This is a genomic window from Paraburkholderia madseniana (genome assembly GCF_009690905.1).
In the GTDB taxonomy this organism is placed as follows: Bacteria; Pseudomonadota; Gammaproteobacteria; order Burkholderiales; family Burkholderiaceae; genus Paraburkholderia; species Paraburkholderia madseniana.
On the sequence record NZ_VOSW01000016.1, the window covers coordinates 78,793 to 102,296 of the forward strand.

Below are 23,504 nucleotides of genomic sequence, written 5' to 3' on the forward strand. Positions count from 1 at the left end.
GTGGATAAGTGGCGTTAGCTTTTCTTGACGCGATAGACCGCAAGACTACCACGCCAGTTCACGCCCCATCGCACCACCTGGCCTTCGTGCAGCACCACGCGGTCGAGGATCTCGATGCCGACTTCCGGCGCCAGCGCCTCGAAATCCTTGATCGTCAGCACCCGCACGTTCGGCGTGTTGTGCCACTGGAAAGGCAGCGACTTCGACACCGGCATGCGGCCCTGCAGCACGGACAGCCGATGCGCCCAGTAGCCGAAATTCGGGAACGAAACGATGCATTCCTTGCCGACCCGCACCGTCTCGCGCAGGATCGCGGCCGTCTGATGAATGGTTTGCAGCGTTTGCGACAGAACCGCAAAGTCGAAGCTGCCGTCTTCGAACAGGCGCAGGCCGTCTTCCAGATTCTGCTGGATCACGTTGACGCCGTTCTGCGTCGACGCCAGCACGCCGGCGTCGTTGATTTCGATGCCGTAGCCCTGCACGTCCAGTTCTTCGGTCAGGAGCGACAGCAGCGAGCCGTCGCCGCAACCCAGATCGAGCACGGTGGCGCGCGGTTCGACCCAGCGGGCGATCGCGCGGAAGTCTGGGCGTAGGGCCAGATAATCGAGTGCTCGCTGGTTCATGCGTTCACCTCGTTCGTAATACGTTCGTAATAGGCGCGCATCAGGTTGTGATAGCGCGCGTCGTCGAGCAGGAAGGCGTCGTGGCCGTGCGGCGCGTCGATTTCCGCGTACGTCACCGTGCGCTTGTGGTCGAGCAGCGCCTTCACCAGTTCGCGCGAGCGGGCCGGCGCGAAACGCCAGTCGGTCGAGAAACTGGCGATCAGGTACTTCGCCGTGGTGTGGGCGACGGCGGCGGTCAGATCGCCGTCGAAGGCCTTGGCTGGATCGAAATAGTCGAGCGCGCGGGTGATCAGCAGGTACGTGTTCGCGTCGAAGTAGTCGGCGAACTTGTCGCCTTGGTAGCGCAGGTACGACTCCACTTCGAATTCCACGTCGAAGTTGAAGTTGTACGCGTCCACCGCGCCTTCCGCGCGGCGCAACGAGCGGCCGAATTTCTCGGCCATGTCGTCGTCCGACAGATACGTGATGTGGCCGATCATGCGCGCGACGCGCAAGCCCCGCTTCGGCTTCACGTTGTGCGCGTAGTAGTTGCCGCCGTGGAAGTCGGGGTCCGACAGGATCGCCGAGCGTGCTACCTCGTTGAATGCGATGTTCTGCGCGGAGAGCTTCGGTGTGGACGCGACCACGATGCAATGGCCTACGCGGTCCGGATACATCATGCTCCACGCGAGCGCCTGCATGCCGCCGAGGCTGCCGCCCATGACCGCCGCGAAACGCGTGATGCCGAACTCATCGGCGACGCGCGCCTGGGCGTTCACCCAGTCTTCAACCGTGACGACTGGAAAGGTCGCGCCGTACGGATTGCCGGTCGCCGGATCGAGGCTCATCGGCCCGGTCGAGCCGAAGCACGAACCCAGGTTGTTCACGCCGATCACGAAGAACCTGTTGGTGTCGAGCGGCTTGCCCGGGCCAACCATGTTGTCCCACCAGCCGATGTCCTTCAGATTGTCGGCGTACACGCCCGCCACGTGGTGCGACGCGTTGAGCGCGTGGCATACCAGCACGGCATTGCTACGCGCGGCGTTGAGCGTGCCGTAGGTCTCGACCATCAGGTCGTAACCGGCCAGCGAGCTGCCGTTCTGCAGCAGCAGCGGCTCGGTGAAATGCATTTTTTGGGGAGCGACGATACCGATCGATTCCATTCATTCCGCCATTTAACAAATACAGGGCGGCTAGATTGGCGTCGGCGAAGCACGGAGGAGAAACGGTGTGCGCGGCTGACGACCTCTTTAGCCGCATTTATAGTGAACCGCGGGATCGTATGTTCCCGCTAGTTCGCGCGCCCGCAATCGAGTCAGCAAATCGGCGCGTAATAGGTGTTCAGGGTGCTCTGGGCCGCGGTCCCATGTGGTTCGGTAAGCCGCAGTCAGGCGCAAAGTATAGCGGAAAATTTCATGCGGCAGCGTCGCGGGCGGCGCCTTGCCGCTGCGCCTGCCGCGCTGACTACTGAAGAATCAGCAGCAGTTGCGCGTCGGCGTGTTCGGCGGGCGGCCGCGCAAAGCCGCTGCGTACATACCGATGCCAGCGGCCGATGATGTAGCTCAGCAGCAGGCTCGCGCGGATCGCGGGATCGTAGCCGGCGGGCAGCGGGGCAGCGTGTGCATTGGCGCTCAGGCCGGCGTTTTCCGCCATGCTTGCGTTTGCCTCCATCTGAGCCAGCCGCAAACACTGCTTCAACGACGCCTCGACTCGTTCCAGCATCTGATTGACCCGCTCGGTCAGCCGTTCGTGCTCGCCGACCAGCGCCTCGCAGGTCAGCACGCGCGTCATGCCGGGATTCTTCGCGGGGAAGTTGAGCAGCATCAGGGCGATCGCGCGGGCTTGCAGCACGCCGTTGCTTTCCTTGTCGGCGATCTGGTTGATCAAGCCGAAGATGGTCTGCTCGATGAACTCGATGAGCCCTTCGAACATTTGCGCCTTGCTGGCGAAATGGCGGTACAGCGCGGCTTCCGAGACGCCGAGCCGGGCGGCGAGCGCCGCCGTGGTGATCTTTTCGCTCTTCGGCGCCTCCAGCATCGCGGCAAGCGTCTGCAGGATATGCACGCGGCGCTCGCCCGGCTTCAGGCGCGGCGCACGCGGGGCGCCCGACGGCGCGGGTTCGTGTTCGGCTACGGCTTCGTCCGGCTTGTCGATCGGCTGCATGGCTGTCGCCCCGTCTGCTATCTCTTCAAACGAACCGAGCGGCTGCCCAGTCGTAGTGATTTTAACGAACGAATGCATCGATCGACATAGTGCGGCCGACCGGTGCCCGGCAGACGCGTCGGCACGCCGTCCGCGTGCGGCTTGCGCGGCAGATGGCCGGTGATCCACACGGTGCGGATGCCGAGCCGCCGGTAGTTCTTCAGATGCGAGCGCGTGTCTTCCACGAGGATCACGTTCTTGAGCGAGACGTGCGCGTCGCGCATCGCCTTGCGCAGCATCGATTGGTCGGGTTTGGCGCGCCAGCTGCGGCGATCGCGCATATGTTCGATCGCAATCACCTGTTCGAACAGACGCTCGATGCGCAGTTCCGAGAGCACCGCGCGCGCATAGGCCTCGGGGGCATTGGTCAGCACGAGCTTGCGGCCGGGCAGCGATGCGACGAGGCGCGCGACGCCGCGTTCGTGACGGATCATCGAGCCGAGATCGGGGAACGTGTGGACGACTTTCAGGAAGTCGTTCGGGTCGAGCGGATGATGGCGTGCCAGACCGAGCAGCGCCGCGCCATAGCGTTGTGTGTAACCGGTGCGCAGACGGTTGGCCTCGTCGATGTCGACTCCCAGCGAGTCGATGATGTACTGCGTCATGCCCTGATTGATCGCCGGAAAGATCGCGTGCGAGGCGTGATGCAACGTGTTGTCGAGATCGAACAGCCAGACCGGACTGCCGCCTGCGATGTGCGGACGACGGCGTCGGGAAGTGGGGGTGCGCATGATGGAGGACGCCGTTCAGGCGCGGGCAGTCGCTTCACGCAGCAAACGCGGACGACGCTTCGCGATGCGGAAGGCGATAAAAGAAGGGAGAGCGTTTTTGCGCCAGAGGGTAGCGCGTTGTGTACCGCTTGAAGCAGCGGCAGTGCAACTGCACGGCCCACATGGCACGCCTGATTGGCGTACCGTGTGGGCCGGGTTTGAGACAGGAATCAATGCGAGCGGATCATCGTGCCGAACGGCTGTTCGGTGAGAATTTCCAGCAGCACCGAGTGTTCGATGCGGCCGTCGATGATGTGTACCGAACGTACGCCGCTCTTCGCAGCATCCAGCGCCGACGAGATTTTCGGCAGCATGCCGCCGGAGATCGTGCCGTCTGCGAACAGGCCGTCGATTTCGCGCGCCGACAGATCGGTCAGCAGATTGCCTTCCTTATCCATCACGCCCGGGATATTGGTCATGATCACGAGCTTTTCGGCGTTCAGCACGACCGCCAGTTTGCCCGCGACCAGATCCGCATTGATGTTGTACGACAGGCCGTCTTCGCCGAAGCCGATCGGCGAGATCACCGGAATGAAGGCGTCGTCCTGCAGCGCTTTCACGACCGCGGGATTGATCGCTTCGACTTCGCCCACCTGACCGATATCCACGTACTGGCCCGGATTGTCGCGATCCGGCATCTGCATCTTGCGCGCGTGGATCAGGCCGCCGTCTTTACCCGTCAGGCCGACCGCGTGGCCGCCGAAATGGTTGATCAGCGTGACGATGTCCTGCTGCACTTCGCCGCCGAGCACCCATTCGACGACTTCCATCGTCTCTTCGTCGGTGACGCGCATGCCCTGAATGAACGTGCCCTGCTTGCCGATTTTCTTCAGCGCCTGGTCGATTTGCGGACCGCCGCCGTGCACGATGACCGGATTGATACCGACCAGTTTCAGCAGAATGACGTCGCGCGCGAAGCCTTGCTTGAGTCGCTCCTCGGTCATGGCGTTGCCGCCGTATTTGATGACCACGGTCTTACCGTGATACTGGCGAATGTAAGGCAGCGCCTCGGCCAGGATTTCAGCCTTCAGGGTGGGCGCGATCTGCGAAAGGTCAGGGATCTCGGACATGGCGGCAGGCTCAGGCACGGAACAGTTAAAACACGGCGAATTGTACAGGACTGGCGCGCTGCAACAGGGTTTTCGATAGCGGCGCCGGTGACGGGCGGCGCCGGCTTTGCGCACTGCGCAATGAGCGGCCCGAAGCGGCGAGCGACAATCAAGCTTACCGCCGTTCAGAACTGCCTGTGAATTGGCCGAACGGCCGACTCACGGCGGCGCGCGAGTCGTGGCATCATTTCCTGATCCAGGCTGAAGCGAGATCATCCGGCACCTCATGAAACCGTCAGCTTCCCGCTCCGCAAGCAGCGCGCTTTGCCCGCGCTGCGGTCATGCATTCGATTGCGCCATGCATGGGGTGCCATTCGACTGCTGGTGCCGTGAGATGCCGGCCCTTCCGGCAGACCGGCTCGATGCATCTGGCCGCTGTCTGTGTCCTGAATGCCTTGCGGCGGAGATTGCGCGAGCCGTGCAACCGGGGCCGGGAGCCGGTTCAGTTTGAACGCGGCGCGGCCCTGATGGCCGCTTTGCAGTCCATGGCGGCCTATGCCGCGTGGTGCCGGGCCGCAAGCGCGCTCAGATCACGTGCAACAGCTTCCAGCGCCGGATCCCATTGACCGAACTGCGGCTGCCTGTAGAGCATCGCACTCGGATACCACGGGCTGTCGGGCCGGTCGAGCAGCCAGACCCAATGCGGATTGACGTCGAGCAGCACCCATGTGCGCTGGCCGAGCGCGCCGCTCAGATGCGCCACGGACGTGCAAACCGTGATGACGAGATCGAGCGCGCTGACAAATGCGGCTGTGTCGTCGAAGTTGGAGAATTCGGCGGTGTGGTCCGACATTGGCAGGCCCACCGCCCGGGCGGCCGCGACATCCGCCCCGGCACCCGGCTGCAGCGAATAGAACGCCACGCCCTGCATGCCGCCGAAATGTTTTGCATAGCGCTCCCAACCTACCCGTCGGAATGGGTTGCGCTGATGGCCAAGGCTGCCGGTCCATGCCAGCCCGACTTTGAGCCTTGTTTCGCCGGCAAGTCTCTGTTGCCACGACGCACGCGCTGCAGCGTCCGCACGCAAATACGGAGTCGCAGCGGGGATCGTCTCCTCGCGCGTGTCGAATATCAAAGGCAGGCTGAGTAACGGGATTTCGTAGTCGAACGGAGGTAAAGATTCGACGCCACCGCCGGCCGAAAAATCGTCCACATGATTGCCGAGGCTGCGGGCGAGCAACGCACCCATCTGCGGAAATGAATTCCAGACGAGACGGCCACCCTCGCGATGAACGCGCTCGGCCAGCAGTGGGATATAGCGGCTGAACTGCAAGACGTCGCCCATGCCCTGTTCGCCCCACACCAGCAGCGTTCTCCCGGCGAGCGGTTCACCTCGCCAGGTCGGCGCCGGCATTGCCGGACGGTTACCGCCCAATTCCAACGAGCCATCCCAACGCGCTTCGTGGGCTTGCCAGCCGTGCGCGTAATCGCCGCGCATGAGCTGCAGCATGCTGAGATTGGAGCGCATAGCGGCGTCGTTGGGCGCTAAGGCACAGGCGGTTCTTTCGGCGTGCTCCGCTTCGTCCCAGCGTTGCGCTTCACGCAGCGCCAGCGCATAGTTGTTGTGCGCCAGCGGGCTATGCGGCGCGCATTGCACGGCTTTTGCGCCGGATTCGAGCGCGCGCAGGAGATTCAAATTGGCGCGGCTCGCCTGAGTGAGATTGGTCCATGCGTCGCCGTTGCCGGGTTCGTCATGAACTGCACTTTCCAGTAGTGCGAGTTGCTCGTTGAGGTCGCCGCCAGTGAGCGCGAGGGCGCCAGCGAGATTGTTGCGCAGCCGCGGCAGTTTCGGATCGATGGCGAGTGCGCGACGATAGGGCGCGATTGCCTCGCTATGCCGGTTTGCCATTTGCAGCACGTAGCCGAAACGGAAGTGTGCAAGCGCGCGGTGGGGATCGAGTTGGGCAATAATGGCGGCGAGTTCGATCGCGTCGTCATGACGATGTTCTGCGAGCAAAGTGATGACGAGCGAATCGATGGACTCGTCGTCGAGCGGGTGGCGTTGTGCAGCGGCATCGAGCCATCTGGCCTCTGCTTCTGCGGTGCCGGTTTGCCGGTTTGCCGGGCTGCGGCGGCATGTCGCAGGAAAGTCAGGAAAGCTGATGAGGCAGGGATCTCGCAATCAGAGATTGGCGGCATGGATGAGTTTGGGTGGCGCGAGAACGGATGATGAGCAACCGGCTCGCACAACGCTGTCGCAAAATTCCATGTTACCGACGCAAGGCCGTGAGGTAAGTCAGACTAGTCCGAACAGTTAAACTAAAGTCATGCATCGTATAACTAACACCGGCCGCGTCAACCTCGGTCATCTGTTCTGGCTGCGCAGCCTCGCCATCATTGGCCAACTGGTGACGATTGCGTTTGTGCAGACCTTCTTCGGCGTGCACTTGCCGTTGCCCGCGATGTTGCTCGTGATCGCTCTCGAAGTGATCTTCAATGGCCTCACATGGTGGCGTGTCTCGCAGCAGCGGCCCGAGTCCAATCTCGAACTGTTCGGCCAGATCTGGGTCGATCTCGGCGCGTTGTCGGCGCTGCTGTTTCTTTCCGGTGGCACTACCAATCCATTCGTTTCGCTGTACCTGCCATCGCTCGCCATTGCTGCCGCCGTGTTGCCATGGCATCTGATGGCGTGGCTCGCCGCGTTCGCCGTGGCCTGCTACGCCGTGCTTGGCTTCGATTCCGTACCGCTCAATCTCGACAACCCGGCGAACCTGTTCGACTACTTTCGCGCCGGCATGTGGGTGAACTTCATGGTCAGCGTTGGCCTGATTGCGTGGTTCGTCGCACGCATGTCGCGCGCTCTGCGACTACGTGACGCAGCGCTCGGAGATGCGCAGCAGCGTTTGCTTCACGATGAACGGGCCGTCGCGCTCGGTGTGCAGGCCGCCACTGTCGCGCACGAAATCGGCACGCCGCTGTCTACAATTGCGATGTTGTCCGAAGAATTGCGCGACGCCGCGCGAACCGACAAGGGGCTCGCGCCATACAGCGCCGACCTGGATCTGCTCGAGCAGCAAATGACGCTGTGTACTTCGGCGCTTGCACGGCTGCGCAGCCGTGCATCGACCGCGACCAACCGGCAAACGGTCAGCGAATGGCTCGAGTCGTTTGGCGAACAATGGCGCTTGCGTCATCCGCATGTGAAGTTCGAACGGATCGGTGTGCCGCCTAAGGGTGTCAGTCTTGACGATACGGTTGCCGTCAGTCAGATTCTTACGATTCTGCTCGACAACGCCGCGCGTGCGAGCCGCGATCACGTCACGCTATCGTGCACGCTCGCGGCGCGCGGCGACCAGATCGCATTCGAGGTATGCGACGCGGGCCCTGGCATTCCCGCCGCGTTGCGCGGGTCGCTCGGCGCGATGCCGGTCGACAGCACACAGGGTGGACACGGCGTGGGCCTGTATCTGGCATTTTCAGCGGCGGCACGTCTGAAGGGATCGATCGAGCTGGCCGATGTCAGCGAGATCAAGCCGCGTGGCACGCGCGCAGTGTTGAGACTGCCGCTTGCGGCGCGCAAATTATCAGGTGTGGGCCGTCAAGGCACTTCGCCATCCAACACGGAGAAACAGGCATGAGCGATATGAATTTTCTGGTGATCGACGACGATGAGGTGTTCTCCGGCATCCTCGCCCGCGGTTTGACGCGGCGCGGTTATACGGTGGCCGAAGCGCACAACGCGGATGAGGCGATCAAGTTGGCGAACCAGCAGAAGTTCAGCCAGATCACGGTAGACCTGCATCTGGGCAATGATTCCGGTCTCACGCTCGTCGCTCCCCTGCGTGATTTGCAGCCTGACGCGCGCATGCTGGTGTTGACCGGTTATGCCAGCATCGCCACGGCGGTGCAGGCTGTGAAAGACGGCGCCGATAACTACCTGGCGAAGCCCGCCAACGTGGAAACGATCTTGTCGGCGCTGCAAAGCGAAGCGAGCGCGCTGCAAGCTGAAGAGGCGATTGAGCATCCCACGCCGTTGTCGGTTGCGCGCCTGGAGTGGGAGCATATTCAACGTGTGCTCGCGGAGCACGGCGGCAACATTTCGGCTACTGCGCGCGCGTTGAACATGCATCGTCGAACGCTGCAGCGGAAATTGGCGAAGCGGCCGGTCAAGCAGTAAGCGCTGGGGCCTGCTTACGCTTGCGGGCCGGAAAACAAAACGGGCTGTCTTTCACAAGACAGCCCGTTTTTTTGCGCCTCACACATGATCGGCTGCGTGCGAGGCGCGCGGCTTTAACGCGGCGTTAGTATCGGCATCGACGTCTACATCAGCATCACAGCACGTAGCGCGACAGATCCTCATCTTCCGCCACTTCGTTCAGCGCGCGATCGACATACGCCGCGTCGATCTGCACCGTCTTGCCCGAATGATTGCCGGCTGCGAACGAGACATCTTCGAGCAGTTTTTCGATCACCGTATACAGACGGCGCGCGCCGATGTTTTCGGTCTTCTCGTTGACCGAGTACGCGATTTCGGCCATACGGCGAATGCCGTCGTCGGCGAATTCGAGGTGCACGTCTTCGGTGGCCAGCAATGCCTGGTATTGCTTCACGAGGCTCGCGTCGGTCGACACCAGGATCGATTCGAAATCGCCCACCGACAGCGAATCCAGTTCGACCCGAATCGGGAAGCGGCCTTGCAGTTCCGGAATCAGATCGCTCGGCTTGGCCAGATGAAACGCGCCACTCGCGATGAACAGAATGTGGTCGGTCTTCACCATGCCGTACTTGGTGTTGATCGTGGTGCCTTCGACGAGCGGCAGCAGATCGCGCTGCACGCCCTGACGCGACACTTCGCCACCGCCTGCTTCATTGCGCGATGCGATCTTGTCGATTTCGTCGAGGAACACGATACCGTTCTGCTCGACGTTCTGCACCGCTTTGGCTTTCACCTCTTCGTCGTTGAGCATCTTGCCGGCTTCTTCGTCGGTGAGGACCTTCAGCGCTTCCTTCACCTTCAGCTTGCGGCGCGTTTTCTTGCCGCCGCCGATGTTCGCGAACATCGAACGGATCTGCTCGGTCATGTCTTCCATGCCCGGCGGCCCCATGATGTCCATGCCGACTTGCGGTTGTTCGACGTCGAGTTCGATTTCCTTATCGTCGAGCAGACCTTCGCGCAGGCGCTTGCGGAAGGTCTGGCGCGTGGTGCTGCCTTCGTCGGCGGTATCCGCCGCGCTCGAACTCGCACCGAAACCGACCGGGCGGGCGCTCGGCAACAGAATGTCCAGAATGCGGTCTTCGGCCTGATCTTCAGCCTTGGTCCGCACTTTGCGCATTTCCGTTTCGCGCGTCTGCTTGATTGAGATCTCCATCAGATCGCGCACGATGCTGTCGACGTCGCGGCCCACGTAACCGACTTCGGTGAATTTGGTGGCTTCGATCTTGATGAACGGTGCGTCGGCCAGTTTCGCCAGACGTCGCGCGATTTCGGTTTTACCGACGCCAGTCGGTCCGATCATCAAAATGTTCTTCGGCGTGATTTCCTGACGCAGCGGGTCTTCAACCTGCTGACGGCGCCAGCGGTTGCGCAACGCCACGGCAACCGCTTTCTTCGCGCGGCCTTGGCCGATGATGTGTTTGTCGAGTTCCGAGACGATCTCGGCAGGGGTCATAGTGCTCATCGTGGGTCCTTACTCGATCGTCTCGATGACGCGGTTATGGTTCGTATAGATGCACATGTCGCCGGCAATCTCCAGCGACTTCTCCACGATCTCGCGGGGCGACAGCTCGGTGTTGTCAACGAGCGCCTTGGCCGCGGCTTGCGCGTAAGCGCCACCCGAACCGATCGCGCAGATGCCGCCTTCCGGATCGAGCACGTCGCCGTTACCGGTAATGACGAGGGTGGTGGTGGCGTCCGCCGCGATCAGCATGGCTTCGAGGCGGCGCAGCATGCGGTCGGTGCGCCAGTCTTTGGCGAGTTCGACGGCGGCGCGAGTCAGATTGCCCTGATGTTTTTCCAGCTTCGCTTCGAAGCGGTCGAGCAGCGAGAAGGCGTCGGCCGTGCCGCCGGCGAAGCCGACCATCACCTTGCCGTTATAGATGCGCCGGACTTTCTTTGCACCGCCCTTCATGACGATGTTGCCCAGCGTCACCTGGCCGTCGCCGCCGAGCGCGACCTTGTCGCCGCGGCGCACGGAAACGATCGTTGTGCCGTGAAATTGCTCCATATGCGTTCCTCTTTGCAAAACGGGTAGGACACGGCAGCACAAGGTAATGCACCACCGCATGAATCCTGGAAGCGGACGGCGCGCAACGCTGAAACGATCAACCGGCCGGCGCGCGCTCGTGCAACGCATGTTCGACTTATTTTAGGGCGTGCGCGGTCATATCAAGAGCCGGCAAACGGCATAAGACAAAAACACGGGGTTCAGAGCGGGGGATTGTGCGGAGGAGCACACAAAAGAAAAAAGGCGCACAGATCACCGTGCGCCTCTCGACGAAGCAGCTTAAAAGGGCGCGGAGCCGAAGCCGCGCCGTTGGCGTTCAGTCGCCGAACAGCTTCTGGCGCAGTTCGCGGCGTTCCTGCGCTTCGAGCGACAGGGTTGCCGTGGGCCGTGCGAGCAGACGCGGAACACCAATCGGCTCACCGGTTTCTTCGCACCAGCCGTAGTCACCCGAATCGATGCGCGCGATCGATTGCTGCACCTTCTTCAGCAGCTTGCGCTCGCGGTCGCGCGTGCGCAGTTCCAGCGCATGCTCTTCTTCGATCGTTGCACGGTCGGCCGGGTCCGGCACGATTACTGTTTCGCGCAGGTTCTCGGTCGTCTGGCCGGCATTGCGGAGAATGTCCGCCTGCAGCTGTTCGAGCTTGTTCTTGAAGAAAGCGAGCTGATCCTCATTCATGTAATCCTTGTCGCTCATCTTCAGGATTTCGGCTTCAGTCAAGAGTCGTTTCGTCGTCATCTGGCTTGCTTCTTCAATGTGAGGCAAAACTCTTACATAGTGCCCGCACTTTCGTATTGCCCGCAAAGGCGCCACGAGGACGCTGAGCGCTGGGCGGGCACGGACGATGGGCTGTCGGTGACGCCGAAGCGCCTTGCGCCCACGCGCCGGGCGTCGCTACGCCAATGCGGGGCCGAACTCCTCTGGAAACCGTTTCTCAAATGCTCCTGAGGCATTGCTTGCCGGCAGCGAGCATTGTCTGCTGTGCCAGCCGGCATTGTCGGCGTGAGTTCCGGATAAGATTTTCCGGCGCCGTTTCAGGCCCGGCGCGGAATACGCGCTGACCGGGCAATTCGTTGTCATTCTCCAGTGGGCACGTATTGTAACTGAATCACAATCCAGCACCGCAACTGGTGAAAATACCCCGGCGGCGCACTGATATCCCGAAAATATAACGCGCGCACGGTCAAAAAGCGATGGTCGTGCACGCTTTAATACAGCAGGGTTTTCACGTGCTTTTCACACAGCCGACATTTCAGCAGGCTTTCGGGGCGCTCCTCTCGGTATTCTGCAGACGATTACCGCGATGCCCGCCGGACACACGCTCATGATTAGCGCGCTCCAGCATGCCGCGTGCCGTGCCATTTGCCTGACCCAGTAAGGCGCGGCACACGTGACGCTTACGCCAGACAGGCGTCCAGGCCATCGGTGATCAGGTCTTGCGGCAGTTCGATGCCGATGAACACCATCTTGTTGGTCTTCTTCTCGATCGGCTGCCATTTCGCGGCCAGATCGCTGCCCATCATCTGGTGCACACCCTGGAACACCACCTTGCGGTCGACGCCCTTCATATACAGCACACCCTTGTAGCGCAGCAGGCGCTCGCCGTAGATCTGCAGGATGCCGCCGAGGAAGTCCTCGAGTTTGTTCGGATCGAACGGACGGTCGCTGCGGTAGACGAACGATTTGATCTTGTCGTCATGGTGCGCGTGATGGTGATGCGCGTGATCGTGGCCTTCGTGGTCGCACTTGCCGTGATCATGATCGCAGTTTTCGTGATCGTGATCGTCGTGATCGGCATGGGTGTGGCCGTGCTCGTCATGCGCGTGAGCGTGGCTGTGAGCATGTTCGTCTTCAGCGAGGAAGTCCGGGTCGATTTCGAGCTTCGAATTGAGGTTGAAGCCGCGCAGATCGAAGATTTCCTTGATGTCCGCTTCGCCGAAGTTGACGACCTTGATCGCCGCACGCGGGTTCATGTGCAGCAGGCGATGGCGCAGATCGTCCAGGTGCTTTTCGTCGACCAGATCCGACTTGGTGATGAACAGGCGATCGGCGAAGCCGACCTGGCGTTGCACCACTTCGTGCTCGTCCAGTTGATGGTTCGCGTGCTTCGCGTCGACCAGCGTGATGATCGCGTCGAGCAGGAATTCGTTGGCGATCTGGTCGTCCATGAAGAACGTCTGCGCGACCGGGCCCGGATTGGCGAGACCGGTGGTTTCGATCACGACACGGTCGAAATCCAGTTCGCCGGACTGCTTCTTCGCCGCCAGATCGCCGAGTACGCGCGACAGGTCGCCACGGATCGTGCAGCAGATGCAGCCGTTGCTCATCTGGATGATCTGCTCGCTCGTGTCTTGCACGAGAATTTCGTTATCGATGTTCTCTTCGCCGAACTCGTTTTCGATCACGGCGATCTTCATGCCGTGCTTTTCGTTCAGGATGCGCTTGAGCAGGGTGGTTTTGCCGCTGCCGAGAAAGCCGGTCAGGATGGTGACTGGGATCATATTGGTCGCCTTGTACGTGAGTCTGTGCGTAATCGAATTTACAGCGCGAATGTGCAACAGCCGCGCAAGCTGCGGCGAATGCGTCTGCGAATCCGGTTTGCCGGGCGCGGCAGCCTGACGGCGCGCGACCCGATCTAGCCGGATATTGAAACATATCTGTCAAGCCGGCGCTGGCAGCGGGGGCGAACCCCTTCGCGGCACGTGGGAAATAACCCTGAAGCTATGGGCGATCAGGCAATTTGCAACAGCAGGCCTTTCAGGTATTCGCCTTCGGGGAAGGCGGTGAGCAGCGGATGGTCGACCCCGGCGCCGAGGCGCTTGAGAATCCGCGCATCGACACGCGCATCGGCCGCCGCGCCTGACACGATCTTCTGGAACAATTCGGAGTCGATCGCGCCGGAGCAAGAGTAGGTGAACAGCAGGCCGCCCGGGCGCAGCAGCTTCAGGCCGGTCAGGTTGATGTCCTTATAGGCGCGCGAGGCGCGGTCCACGTGTTCACGCGACGGCGCGAATTTCGGCGGATCGAGCACGACCAGGTCGAAGCGTTCGCCTTCGTCGTACAGGCGGCGCAGGGTTTTGAACGCGTCGGCGTCGAGCCAGGTGGCGCGTTCGGCGTCGAAACCGTTGGCGGCCACGTTCTGCTGTGCGATCGCGAGCGCGTCGCCGGACGAATCGATCGACACCACGCGCTTTGCCCCGCCTTTCAAGGCCGCCAGCGAAAAGCCGCCGGTGTAGCAGAAGCAGTTCAGCACGTCGCGATCCTTCGCCAGCTCCTGCACCAGCAGGCGGTTGTCGCGCTGGTCGACGTAGAAGCCGGTTTTGTGGCCGTTGCGCACGTCGACGTGATAACGCACGCCGTTTTCGCTCGCGATCAGCGCTTCCGACGGGGCTTCTCCGGCCAGTACGCCGGTGATCTGCTCGAGCCCTTCTTTCTGGCGAATCGACACGTCCGAGCGCTCGTAGACGTTCGGGCAGCCGGTCGCGTCGGTCAGCGCCGCGACGATCGCTTCCTTCCATGCTTCGACGCCCGCCGCCATGAACTGGCACACCAGCTGGCTGCGCTGGCCTGCGTCCTCAGCGACGTAGTGATCGACGATCAGGCCAGGCAGGCCGTCCGCTTCGCCGAAAATCAGCCGCACCGCGCCGGTGTTGTGCACCATCGTTTGACGATGCGCGAGCGCGCGCTGCACGCGGCGCTTGAAGAACGCGTGATCGATCGGCTCCATTTCGTCGAAGCTCCACACGCGTGCGCGAATCTGCGAATGCGGGCTGTAGGCCGCGCGGGCGAGGAAGCGGCCGTCGTGCGCGCGCACCAGCACGGTCGCGCCGGGCGCGGGATTGCCGTCGACGCGATCGATCACGTTGGCGTAGACCCACGGATGGCGGCGCAGCAGCGATTTTTCTTTCGACGGTTTGAGCGTAACGGTATTCATCAGGGTGTCAGCAGGAGCAGTAAGCCGCGTGGACAAAGAGGCACACGGCAGGTGAAGCGAAGGCGGAGACCGCAAGCCGCAAAAAGCAAAACAACAAGCAAAGAGCGGAATCAGTCGCGTTTTTTGGCGCGCGGATGCGCCTGATCGTAGACGTGCGCGAGATGCTGGAAATCGAGCGCGGTGTAGACCTGCGTGGCGGTGATGCTGGCGTGCCCGAGCAGTTCCTGCACAGCCCGCAGATCGCCGCTCGATTGCAGCACGTGCGTGGCGAACGAATGCCGCAGCACGTGCGGGTGCACATTGGCGGGAATGCCGGCGACCAGCGCCGCGCGCTTCACGCGATCACGCACGACATTCGGCGACAGCCGATTACCGCGCGCCGAGAGAAACAGCGGATGCGGATCGTGTTTCACCATCTGATCGCGCACCGCGAGCCACGCGTTCAAGGCGTCGATCGCTTTGCGGCCGACCGGCACGATGCGGCGCCGGTTGCCTTTGCCCAGCACTTCGACTTCGGCGGAATCGAGCTTGAGCCAGCCCGCGGAGCGGTAGCCGTCGGCGTCAGCAAAGCGGGCGTCGAGGCCGACCAGTTCGGACAAACGCAGGCCTGACGAGTAGAACAGTTCGAGCATCGCGTGGTCGCGCAAACCTTCGGGCGTCGCAGCGGGCGGGCTTTCCATCAGGCGCGTGGCGTCGTCGACGGAAAGCGCTTTCGGCAGTGCTTTGGCCTGCTTCGGCGCCCGCACGGTGGCGACCGGGTTAGCCGGCAGATCGACACGACCCGCGAACCAACGGTAGAACGCCCTCCAGGACGACAGCCGATGGCTGATCGAGCGCGCCGTCAGGCCGCCGGCGTGCGCCCGCGAAACCGCGCCGCGAATATCGACAGCGGTGAGGCTTTCGAGCGGCCGGCCTTTGGCCAGCAGCTTGAGCTCTTCGAGTTCGTGGGTGTAGCCGCGCAGCGTGTGCGCCGACAGTCGCCGCTCATGTTCGAGATTCGACAGATAGGCGGCGATCGGGTCGGCTTCGGTCACGATGGCCTTTGGCGGGATCGGCGGATCAGCGGCTTTAGCGCGGCAGCAGACGGCTCAGCGCCGCGCTTGCCAACGCGCCGATCTGCGTCAGGAAATCGGTCGCCATGCCGTCATGGAAGCGGCGGGCGTCGGCCGAACCCATGACCAGCAGGCCGAAGGTAGGCGCTTCTTCCTTGCCTTCGGGGTCGCGCAGTGCGAGCAGCGCAATCGACTCAGTGGCGTGCGCGGACTCGCCTGTACCACCTGCGGACCCGTCGTCGCTCACCGCCGACACCGCCGGCACCAGCCACTGCGCCGCTTCGAAGCCGGTGTTCGCGCCACAGTACGGCGTGGTGAGGCTATTCGCGAAGATTCGCACTTCCTCGCCGACATGGCGCGCGAACTCAGCCTGTGCATACGGCTCGGAGACATCCCACACGCGCAGTGCGGCTTGCGGCACGTCGAAAATATCGCGCAAGCCGTTGGAGATCGTGCGCGGCAAGGCGTACGGATCGCGCTCGGCCATCACGCGGATGGTCCAGCGATTGAATTTCGAGGCGATGCTGTCGTTTTCGTGACCGTAGCGCAGCAGTTCGGCCAGACGCCGTTCGAGATGCTTGTTCTTGTCGCGCAGCATTTCCATCTGCCGCTCCTGCAGCGACACCGCGGCTTTGCCGTGCGGGTTCGCAAGCCGGATGGTCGCGAGCATTTCCGCGTGTTCGGCGAAGAATTCGGGGTTGGCGAGCAGATATTCGGCGACTTCGCGATCGTTCATGGTTTCGGCTAAAGGACTACGGGACGACGCCTTCGGGCGGCGCATCGGTCATGAGTTCGGTCGGCCGGTGAAAGCGTTGTTTCGTCCGGCCTTTCATCGGCTTCTTCATAGGCCTGTTCGAGGCCACGTGTCTGGTACTTCCTGGGCCGATCGCTCGGCCGCTGAATCGGGTAGTGCGCTGGCGCGGGTCAGTCGGCCAGTTCGATCTCGCCTTCGAAGACGGTTGCCGCGGGGCCGGCCATCAGCAGCGGCGCGCCGTCTTGCGCGCCGTCTTGCGTGCTGTCCCACGTGATGGTCAGCTTGCCGCCGTGCGTGTGCACCTGCACTGGCGCATCCAGCAGTCCGCGGCGAATGCCGGCAGCGACTGCCGCGCACGCGCCCGTGCCGCACGCCAGCGTTTCGCCGGCGCCGCGTTCGTAGACCCGCAGCTTGATTTCGCTACGGCCGACGATCTGCATGAAACCCGCGTTCACTCGCTGCGGGAAACGTGCATGCCGTTCGATCACCGGACCCTCGACGAGGACCGGAAAATCTTCAACATCGTCGACCACTTGCACCGCGTGTGGATTGCCCATCGACACCACCGAAATCCAGCGCGTCACGCCGTTCACGTCGAGCGGCCAGAGCGTGTCCGCACCTTCGCGGCGGCCTTCGAGGCCTTTGGTGGCGAACGGTACGCGCTCCGGTTCGAACACGGGGGCACCCATGTCCACCAGCACCTCGCCGTTTTCCTGCATGGTCAGCAGGATGGTGCCGTTCTGCACTTGCACGCGCACGCTGCGCTTGTCGGTCAGGCCGTTGTCGCGCACGAACTTGACAAAGCAGCGCGCGCCATTGCCGCAATGCTCGACCTCGCCGCCGTCGCAATTGAAGATGCGATATCTGAAATCGACGCCGTCCACGGTGGGCTTCTCGACCAGCAGCAACTGGTCGGCGCCGACGCCGAAATGCCGGTCCGCGAGCGCGCGCACCTGCACCGGCGTCAGATTGACCGGTTGGGTGTAGCCGTCTAGCACGACGAAGTCGTTACCCGCGCCGTGCATTTTGGTGAATTTCAGTTTCATCGCGCTATTGTAAGTGACGCGCCCGCAGGTGCGGCCGAACGCCGTTTTATTTAAGCGTTCGGGCGCTTTTTTCGAAGGCCGCTCAGTAGACGCTCGGCTCGCCCGGCGGCCGGGTCTTGAAGCGCTTGTGCACCCAGTAGTACTGCTCGGGGATCAGCGGAATCTGCTCTTCGAGGAAGGCGTTCATGCGGCGCGCGTCGGCTTCGTCGTCGCCGGTGGGGTAGTTGTCCCACGGCTTGAAGACCTTCAGCCGGTAGCCCTTGTAGTTCGGCAGCACCTCGCCGATGAACGGCACCACTTGCGCATGGCCGACCCCGGCGAGCCGCCCGACGGCCGTCAGCGTGCAGGTCGGTACGCCAAAGAATGGCACGAACGTCGAATTGCGTGCGCCGTAGTCCATATCGGCGCCGAGCATGACCGGCTTGCGGTCGCGCAACCAGCGCAGAACGATGCGCGCACTGTCGGCGCGGCTTGCCATGTCTGCGCCGAAGCGGCCGCGCGCGGCGATCGCCACGTCGTCGAGCACCTTGTTGGACATCGGCTGGTAGAGCGCGCCACACTGCCGGCGCAGCGCGTGATTGATGAACACGGAGCCCGCCTCAATGCCGACGAAATGCGCGCCGAGCAACAGGGTGGGCGGCATGTCGGGATCCAGCAGATCGATCTCGCTATCCACCTGCACGAGCTTCTCCAGCTTCTTTGCGGACCCGAACCACTGAACGCTGCGTTCGACATAGCTGCGGATCGCGTGGCGGAAGTGTTTCTGCGCGATCTCTTCGCGATGCTCGGCGCTCCACTCCGGGAAACACAAGCTCAGATTGATGTGGACGATGCGCTTACGGTTGCTGGGGATCTGATAGAGCAGCCAGCCCAGCCCGTCGCCCAGTCGCGCAACGAAACCGTACGGCAACAATGCCAAAAATTTCAGCAGTCCAATGGCCAGGTAGGCACCAACACGACTTAGCATGCCTCCCCTCCGTGTAGGGCGTCGAGCGACGCTTTGCTCAAGAAACCTGAAGACGGGTCGAAATACACCACGGGTGATCACTCTGTGACAATCGAAGGAAGTCGCTATAATAATGGCTTCGCCGAGTTAATAGACAACTTGCGGGGCGAAGCTGGCGGGTGCGATCCATGGGATAGGCCCCCTGCCGGTAAGGTAATCCGCTAAAGCGTCGCCGCTTCAAGGCTCCCGAAGCTGGCTACGTGAAACTCAACCGTAACCACACAACAGGAGTCTGCAACGTGGCAAACGACTATCTCTTCACTTCCGAATCCGTCTCCGAAGGCCATCCCGACAAAGTCGCGGACCAGATCTCGGACGCAATCCTCGACGCCATCCTGACCCAGGACAAGTACTCGCGTGTCGCAGCCGAAACGCTGTGCAACACGGGTCTCGTCGTGCTGGCCGGTGAAATCACCACCACCGCGAACGTCGATTACATCCAGGTCGCGCGCAACACGATCAAGCGCATCGGCTACGACAACACCGATTACGGTATCGACTACCGCGGCTGCGCGGTGCTGGTGGCTTACGACAAGCAATCGCCGGACATCGCCCAGGGCGTGGACCGCGCGCACGACAACAACCTCGATCAAGGCGCCGGCGACCAGGGCCTGATGTTCGGTTATGCGTGTGAAGAAACGCCGGAACTGATGCCGCTGCCGATCCACCTGTCGCACCGTCTGGTGGAGCGTCAGGCGAATTTGCGCCGCGACGGCCGTCTGCCCTGGCTGCGTCCGGATGCGAAGTCGCAGGTTACCGTGCGTTATGTCGACGGCAAGCCGCATGCGATCGACACGGTCGTGCTGTCCACGCAACACTCGCCGGACATCGATCTGGCCACGCTGCGCGAAGCCGTGATCGAAGAAGTCATCAAGCCGACGCTGCCGGCTGACCTGATCAAGGGCGACATCAAGTTCCTGGTGAACCCGACCGGCCGGTTCGTGATTGGCGGCCCGCAAGGCGATTGCGGTCTGACGGGCCGCAAGATCATCGTCGATACGTACGGCGGCGCGGCTCCGCACGGCGGCGGTGCGTTCTCGGGCAAGGATCCGTCGAAGGTCGACCGTTCGGCGGCTTATGCCGGCCGTTATGTCGCGAAGAACATCGTGGCGGCTGGTTTGGCGTCGCGCTGCCTGATTCAGGTGTCGTACGCGATCGGCGTTGCCCAGCCGACGTCGGTCATGGTCAACACGTTCGGCACGGGCCGCGTGTCGGATGCAACGATCACGCGTCTGGTGCTGGAGCATTTCGACCTGCGTCCGAAGGGCATCATCCAGATGCTCGACCTGCTGCGCCCGATCTACGAGAAGAGCGCGGCCTACGGTCACTTCGGCCGCGAAGAGCCGGAATTCACGTGGGAAGCCACGGATAAGGCTCTGGTGCTCGCCGAAGCAGCAGGCACCGAACCGGTTGTCGCGCTCGCCGAATAAGCGCACGCAGTCCGCTTCAGCAAAAAACCCCGCCGGCGCAAAGCCGGGCGGGGTTTTTTTATTGCCTTCGAATCCGCTGTACGGTGGGGCGATGACGGCGTCAACGCCGCAACGGGATGTGCTCGCTGCAGCCGGAATGCTGACGTGGGGCCGTTCGAGGCTGAATTGGCGCCTCGCTCAACGGCTCATTCACCTGCTGATTTAGCGGCTAGCAAACGCGAACGCAAACCAGCCGGTGCTACCACTCGTCGACATCCGGCGCGGGCGGCGGCTCGTGCTCTGGGGAGCAGCGACCGGCGCATTGCGCGTGGCGGTGAGACGCAGCGGCGTCGGTTTGCGCAGCAGCGTGCGCAGCGAAAAGCGGCGCGAACTGCCTTGCAGGCGCAGTGCGGAGAAGAAGGTGTGGAACCACGTGCGAATGCCGTCGACCGCTTTGGCTTCGCGCCATTGTTCGCCTAAGGCGCGAGTGCGGGTGGCATGGTGACGCAGTGCACGCACGACATGGCGGCGCGCCGGACGCGCCGCTTTCAATGCGGCGCGGGTAAGACGGGTGCTCAGAAGAGTATGCATGGCTTCACAAGTAGGCAACGTGTCGCGCGACGGAGTGTGCGCCAGAAGGAGCACCAAATGTGCCAACGGCGGTGTCGCGATGGACGGCGCGAAAGCCCGGAATTCGACTGGAAAGGACACGGAGGACGGCGGAGTCGGCCCTGGCGGCCTGTGCGTGCCGTAAAAGTGCGGGAGGAACGATCAACATGTGTGCAGGCTACACGCGATTCATGACGTCAGAAAGTCGGTTTTTACCCTGCGAATACGGGTTTTTACGGGGTGAACGCGACGTGCGTGTTTGCGGGGTCGCGCCCTTTGCGATCGATTTTCGTGCGTGCGTGCCCTGACAGCGTGCCATGCAAACCGCCCATTCGCGTGAAAGTAGTGCGTAAGGTCATGGCTTCCCGACAGGTGAAACAGCGCACGGTCCGATCGCGCCCGTTTTACAATCGAGCATCAGTCAGTCGAAAGTAACGGAACACCATGTCACTTCACTCGAAGAAAGAGCAGATTCAAACGTTGCGGGAGCAGGGATTTGTCGTCGTGCCGGGACTGGTTTCGCCCGAGCGTTGCGCTGAACTGAAGCAGATTGCGGAGCGCCAGTTGCAGGAAGCGGCGGCGCCGATCGAGTTCGAAGCGGATCTGCGGTATCCGGGCGCACCGGAATCCAAACACGCGCCGGGCGGACATACGGTTCGCCGCCTGCTGGATGCGTACGGGCGCCATCCGCATTTTGCGCAATGGGCGACCGCGCCGGAAATTCGCGGCTGGATGGAGTTGTACTTCGGTGAGGAGCCGCGCCTATCGCGGGCGCATCACAATTGCATGATGACCAAGCACCCTGCCTATGGCAGCTTGACCGGCTGGCATCGTGACGTGAGGTATTGGTCGTTCGAGCGTGACGACCTGGTGTCGGTGTGGCTTGCGGTCGGGTCGGAGACGGTGGATAACGGCGCGTTGTGGTTGGTGCCGAAATCGCACAGCGCGGTCTTCACGTCCGACCGCTTCGACGAGGCGAAGTTTTTTCGCTCCGATCTGGAAGAGAATCAGGCCTTGATTCGCACCGCGGTTTCGCCCGAACTGAAGGCCGGCGACGTGGTGTTCTTTCATTGCAACACGCTGCATTCGGCTGGCAAGAATCTCAGCGATCAGGTGAAATTTTCTTTGGTGTTCACCTATCACGGAGCGAGCAATGTGCCCCTGCCGGGATCCCGCTCGGCGGCCAAGCCCGAAATTGCCTTTTAGGTTTTTTGCCTTGCGCGGCGCGGATGTCCGTTGGTCCCGCGCCGCGCAGGCAATGAACGCTCTACCGCTTGCGTCCGGAAATAGCCACCCCGGTCAGGCCGGCAATCGTCGCGATAACGCCGCCCACAATCAGCATGATCGCCTTGTTGGTCGGAGATCCGGTGAACACGCGGGACACTTCGCTGCTGACCGAGTTGAACGCCTGCCCGCCGAAATACAACAACACGATACCGCCGACAATCAGCGCGATTGAAATCGCTTTCGTCATGAATCCATCCCTCCGCTAAGCTTTGATCGGCCAAAGTGTAGGGGAGCCGCAAGCCGCCGTCCATCCCGCATAGTGGGCGCCTGCACGCATCACGGCGATTGGCTACCATAGCGGTCTGGCCTCACCCATACCTGAATATAAAACCTGCACGCCTCCCGCAGCATGTGATTTCCTCACGCCCGTGATCGCCGGGCGACTTCAACATCAAGGACACTAGCAATGGCTTACGAAGCAGCTTCAGAACGCTATTCGGACATGCAATACCGCGTCTGCGGCAAGTCAGGTCTCAAACTGCCGGCGCTGTCGCTGGGCCTGTGGCACAACTTCGGCGATACCACGCCGATCTCCACGCAGCGCGACATTCTGCGCACGGCCTTCGATCTGGGCATCACGCACTTCGACCTCGCCAACAACTACGGCCCTCCGTACGGCAGCGCCGAAACCAATTTCGGTCGGCTTTTCAAGGATGACTTCAAGCCGTATCGCGACGAACTGCTGATTTCGTCGAAGGCAGGTTGGGACATGTGGCCGGGTCCGTACGGGCAAGGCGGTGGCTCGCGTAAATACGTACTCGCGAGTCTCGATCAGAGCCTGCAGCGCATGGGCCTCGATTACGTCGATATCTTCTATTCGCATCGTTTCGATGCCGATACGCCGCTCGAAGAAACCGCCGGTGCATTGGCGACCGCGGTGCAGCAGGGCAAGGCACTATACATCGGGATTTCGTCATACTCGGCCACCAAGACGCTCGAAATGGCGAAGCTGCTCGCTGAGTACAAGGTGCCGCTCCTGATTCATCAGCCGGCGTACAACATGCTCAACCGCTGGATCGAACAGGAATTGCTGGACACGCTCGAGAAAGTCGGCGCGGGCGCCATCGCGTTCACGCCGCTCGCGCAGGGCTTGCTCACCGGCAAATATCTGAACGGCGTGCCGGAAGACGCGCGCGTCAACAAGCCGGGCGGCGGTTCGTTGAAGCAGGAGCATTTGAGCCCGCAAAACATCGAGCACGTGCGCAAGCTCAGCGACATCGCGCAGCGTCGCGGACAAAGCCTCGCGCAGATGGCGCTCGCCTGGGCGCTGCGCGATCCGCGCGTCACGTCGGTGCTGATCGGTGCAAGCCGCGCGGAACAGGTGCGTGAGAACGTTGGCGCGCTGAAGAACCTCGCGTTCTCGAAGGAGGAGCTGGCGGAGATCGATCGCTACGCGACCGAAGGCGGCATTAACCTGTGGGAAAAACCGTCGACGGATCAGGCGATCTGATCCCGTGGCGTTTCAGGTCGTAGTTAGAGACACGCCTTAGAAACGAAGAAAGCCGCCCGTGAGGCGGCTTTTTTTCAACGCAGTTCAAGCGCACACGCTTCCCGCGCAATGG

The 23,504-nt window shown here is 62.2% G+C and carries 22 protein-coding genes and 1 pseudogene; 6 read left to right on the forward strand and 17 right to left on the reverse strand.

Going from position 1 to position 23,504, the window contains the following annotated elements:
• Nucleotides 1-14: 14 nt before the first annotated feature.
• From metW to argB, 5 genes are all read right to left on the reverse strand, one after another.
• Nucleotides 15-623: a methionine biosynthesis protein MetW gene (gene metW, locus FSO04_RS10820; protein ID WP_054037137.1), complete on the reverse strand. Its 609-nt coding sequence runs from the start codon at nt 621-623 to the stop codon at nt 15-17.
• Nucleotides 620-1,765, reverse strand: a complete 1,146-nt coding sequence (gene metX, locus FSO04_RS10825) for a homoserine O-succinyltransferase MetX (RefSeq protein WP_154559681.1) — start codon at nt 1,763-1,765, stop codon at nt 620-622. Before metX ends, metW begins: the two co-directional genes overlap by 4 nt.
• A gap of 301 nt (nt 1,766-2,066) precedes the next feature.
• Complete coding sequence (gene slmA / locus FSO04_RS10830) at nt 2,067-2,765, reverse strand: nucleoid occlusion factor SlmA (RefSeq protein ID WP_154559682.1); 699 nt, start codon at nt 2,763-2,765, stop codon at nt 2,067-2,069.
• Between the two features lie 17 nt (nt 2,766-2,782).
• Nucleotides 2,783-3,535, reverse strand: coding sequence for a pyrimidine 5'-nucleotidase (locus tag FSO04_RS10835; RefSeq protein ID WP_154559683.1), 753 nt, complete (start codon nt 3,533-3,535; stop codon nt 2,783-2,785).
• 209 nt (nt 3,536-3,744) lie between these two features.
• Nucleotides 3,745-4,644 carry an acetylglutamate kinase gene (gene argB / locus FSO04_RS10840; protein ID WP_063494482.1) on the reverse strand — a complete coding sequence of 300 codons (900 nt, stop codon included), beginning with the start codon at nt 4,642-4,644 and terminating at the stop codon, nt 3,745-3,747.
• A gap of 265 nt (nt 4,645-4,909) precedes the next feature.
• Between argB and FSO04_RS10845 the strand changes: the two genes are divergently transcribed.
• Nucleotides 4,910-5,134: a cysteine-rich CWC family protein gene (locus FSO04_RS10845; RefSeq protein WP_154559684.1), complete on the forward strand. Its 225-nt coding sequence runs from the start codon at nt 4,910-4,912 to the stop codon at nt 5,132-5,134.
• Between the two features lie 42 nt (nt 5,135-5,176).
• Here the strand turns inward: FSO04_RS10845 and FSO04_RS10850 are convergent.
• Nucleotides 5,177-6,822, reverse strand: a pseudogene (locus tag FSO04_RS10850) (hypothetical protein).
• A 128-nt stretch (nt 6,823-6,950) separates the two neighbouring features.
• On the opposite strand from FSO04_RS10850, the gene FSO04_RS10855 reads away from it, so the two are divergent.
• On the forward strand, nt 6,951-8,261 hold the full coding sequence (locus tag FSO04_RS10855) for an ATP-binding protein (RefSeq protein ID WP_154559685.1): 1,311 nt from the start codon (nt 6,951-6,953) through the stop codon (nt 8,259-8,261).
• Nucleotides 8,258-8,800, forward strand: coding sequence for a response regulator transcription factor (locus FSO04_RS10860; RefSeq protein WP_028197735.1), 543 nt, complete (start codon nt 8,258-8,260; stop codon nt 8,798-8,800). Before FSO04_RS10855 ends, FSO04_RS10860 begins: the two co-directional genes overlap by 4 nt.
• A gap of 154 nt (nt 8,801-8,954) precedes the next feature.
• On the opposite strand, the gene hslU is transcribed toward FSO04_RS10860, so the two are convergent.
• The 9 genes from hslU to FSO04_RS10905 form a co-directional block, all read right to left on the reverse strand.
• The gene (hslU, locus tag FSO04_RS10865; RefSeq protein WP_154559686.1) at nt 8,955-10,301 is read right to left on the reverse strand and encodes an ATP-dependent protease ATPase subunit HslU; all 1,347 of its coding nucleotides are present in this window, start codon (nt 10,299-10,301) and stop codon (nt 8,955-8,957) included.
• 9 nt (nt 10,302-10,310) lie between these two features.
• A complete protein-coding gene (gene hslV / locus FSO04_RS10870) occupies nt 10,311-10,847 on the reverse strand; it encodes an ATP-dependent protease subunit HslV (protein WP_028197737.1) in 537 nt (178 codons plus the stop codon).
• Between the two features lie 316 nt (nt 10,848-11,163).
• On the reverse strand, nt 11,164-11,583 hold the full coding sequence (gene dksA, locus FSO04_RS10875) for an RNA polymerase-binding protein DksA (protein WP_054037155.1): 420 nt from the start codon (nt 11,581-11,583) through the stop codon (nt 11,164-11,166).
• 659 nt (nt 11,584-12,242) lie between these two features.
• Nucleotides 12,243-13,346, reverse strand: coding sequence for a CobW family GTP-binding protein (locus tag FSO04_RS10880; protein ID WP_153134252.1), 1,104 nt, complete (start codon nt 13,344-13,346; stop codon nt 12,243-12,245).
• Nucleotides 13,347-13,576: 230 nt separating this feature from the next.
• A complete protein-coding gene (locus tag FSO04_RS10885; RefSeq protein WP_154559687.1) occupies nt 13,577-14,779 on the reverse strand; it encodes a class I SAM-dependent rRNA methyltransferase in 1,203 nt (400 codons plus the stop codon).
• Nucleotides 14,780-14,889: 110 nt separating this feature from the next.
• Nucleotides 14,890-15,813 (reverse strand): tyrosine recombinase XerC, encoded by a 924-nt coding sequence (xerC, locus tag FSO04_RS10890; RefSeq protein WP_168435637.1) that lies wholly within the window; start codon nt 15,811-15,813, stop codon nt 14,890-14,892.
• Between the two features lie 34 nt (nt 15,814-15,847).
• Nucleotides 15,848-16,567, reverse strand: coding sequence for a DUF484 family protein (locus tag FSO04_RS10895; protein ID WP_154559688.1), 720 nt, complete (start codon nt 16,565-16,567; stop codon nt 15,848-15,850).
• Nucleotides 16,568-16,755: 188 nt separating this feature from the next.
• A complete protein-coding gene (gene dapF, locus FSO04_RS10900) occupies nt 16,756-17,631 on the reverse strand; it encodes a diaminopimelate epimerase (RefSeq protein ID WP_154559689.1) in 876 nt (291 codons plus the stop codon).
• An 82-nt stretch (nt 17,632-17,713) separates the two neighbouring features.
• A complete protein-coding gene (locus FSO04_RS10905) occupies nt 17,714-18,598 on the reverse strand; it encodes a lipid A biosynthesis lauroyl acyltransferase (protein WP_154559690.1) in 885 nt (294 codons plus the stop codon).
• Nucleotides 18,599-18,876: 278 nt separating this feature from the next.
• Here FSO04_RS10905 and metK point away from each other — a divergent pair, with 278 nt between their 5' ends.
• Entirely contained in the window at nt 18,877-20,067 is a 1,191-nt protein-coding gene (gene metK / locus FSO04_RS10910; protein WP_168435638.1) for a methionine adenosyltransferase, read from the forward strand.
• Between the two features lie 201 nt (nt 20,068-20,268).
• On the opposite strand, the gene FSO04_RS10915 is transcribed toward metK, so the two are convergent.
• Nucleotides 20,269-20,637, reverse strand: coding sequence for a hypothetical protein (locus tag FSO04_RS10915; RefSeq protein ID WP_154559691.1), 369 nt, complete (start codon nt 20,635-20,637; stop codon nt 20,269-20,271).
• A gap of 462 nt (nt 20,638-21,099) precedes the next feature.
• Here FSO04_RS10915 and FSO04_RS10920 point away from each other — a divergent pair, with 462 nt between their 5' ends.
• Complete coding sequence (locus FSO04_RS10920; RefSeq protein ID WP_154559692.1) at nt 21,100-21,861, forward strand: phytanoyl-CoA dioxygenase family protein; 762 nt, start codon at nt 21,100-21,102, stop codon at nt 21,859-21,861.
• 61 nt (nt 21,862-21,922) lie between these two features.
• Here the strand turns inward: FSO04_RS10920 and FSO04_RS10925 are convergent, their stop codons facing one another.
• The gene (locus FSO04_RS10925) at nt 21,923-22,129 is read right to left on the reverse strand and encodes a DUF3185 family protein (RefSeq protein ID WP_154559693.1); all 207 of its coding nucleotides are present in this window, start codon (nt 22,127-22,129) and stop codon (nt 21,923-21,925) included.
• Nucleotides 22,130-22,348: 219 nt separating this feature from the next.
• On the opposite strand from FSO04_RS10925, the gene mgrA reads away from it, so the two are divergent.
• On the forward strand, nt 22,349-23,392 hold the full coding sequence (gene mgrA, locus FSO04_RS10930; protein WP_154559694.1) for an L-glyceraldehyde 3-phosphate reductase: 1,044 nt from the start codon (nt 22,349-22,351) through the stop codon (nt 23,390-23,392).
• Nucleotides 23,393-23,504 lie beyond the last annotated feature (112 nt).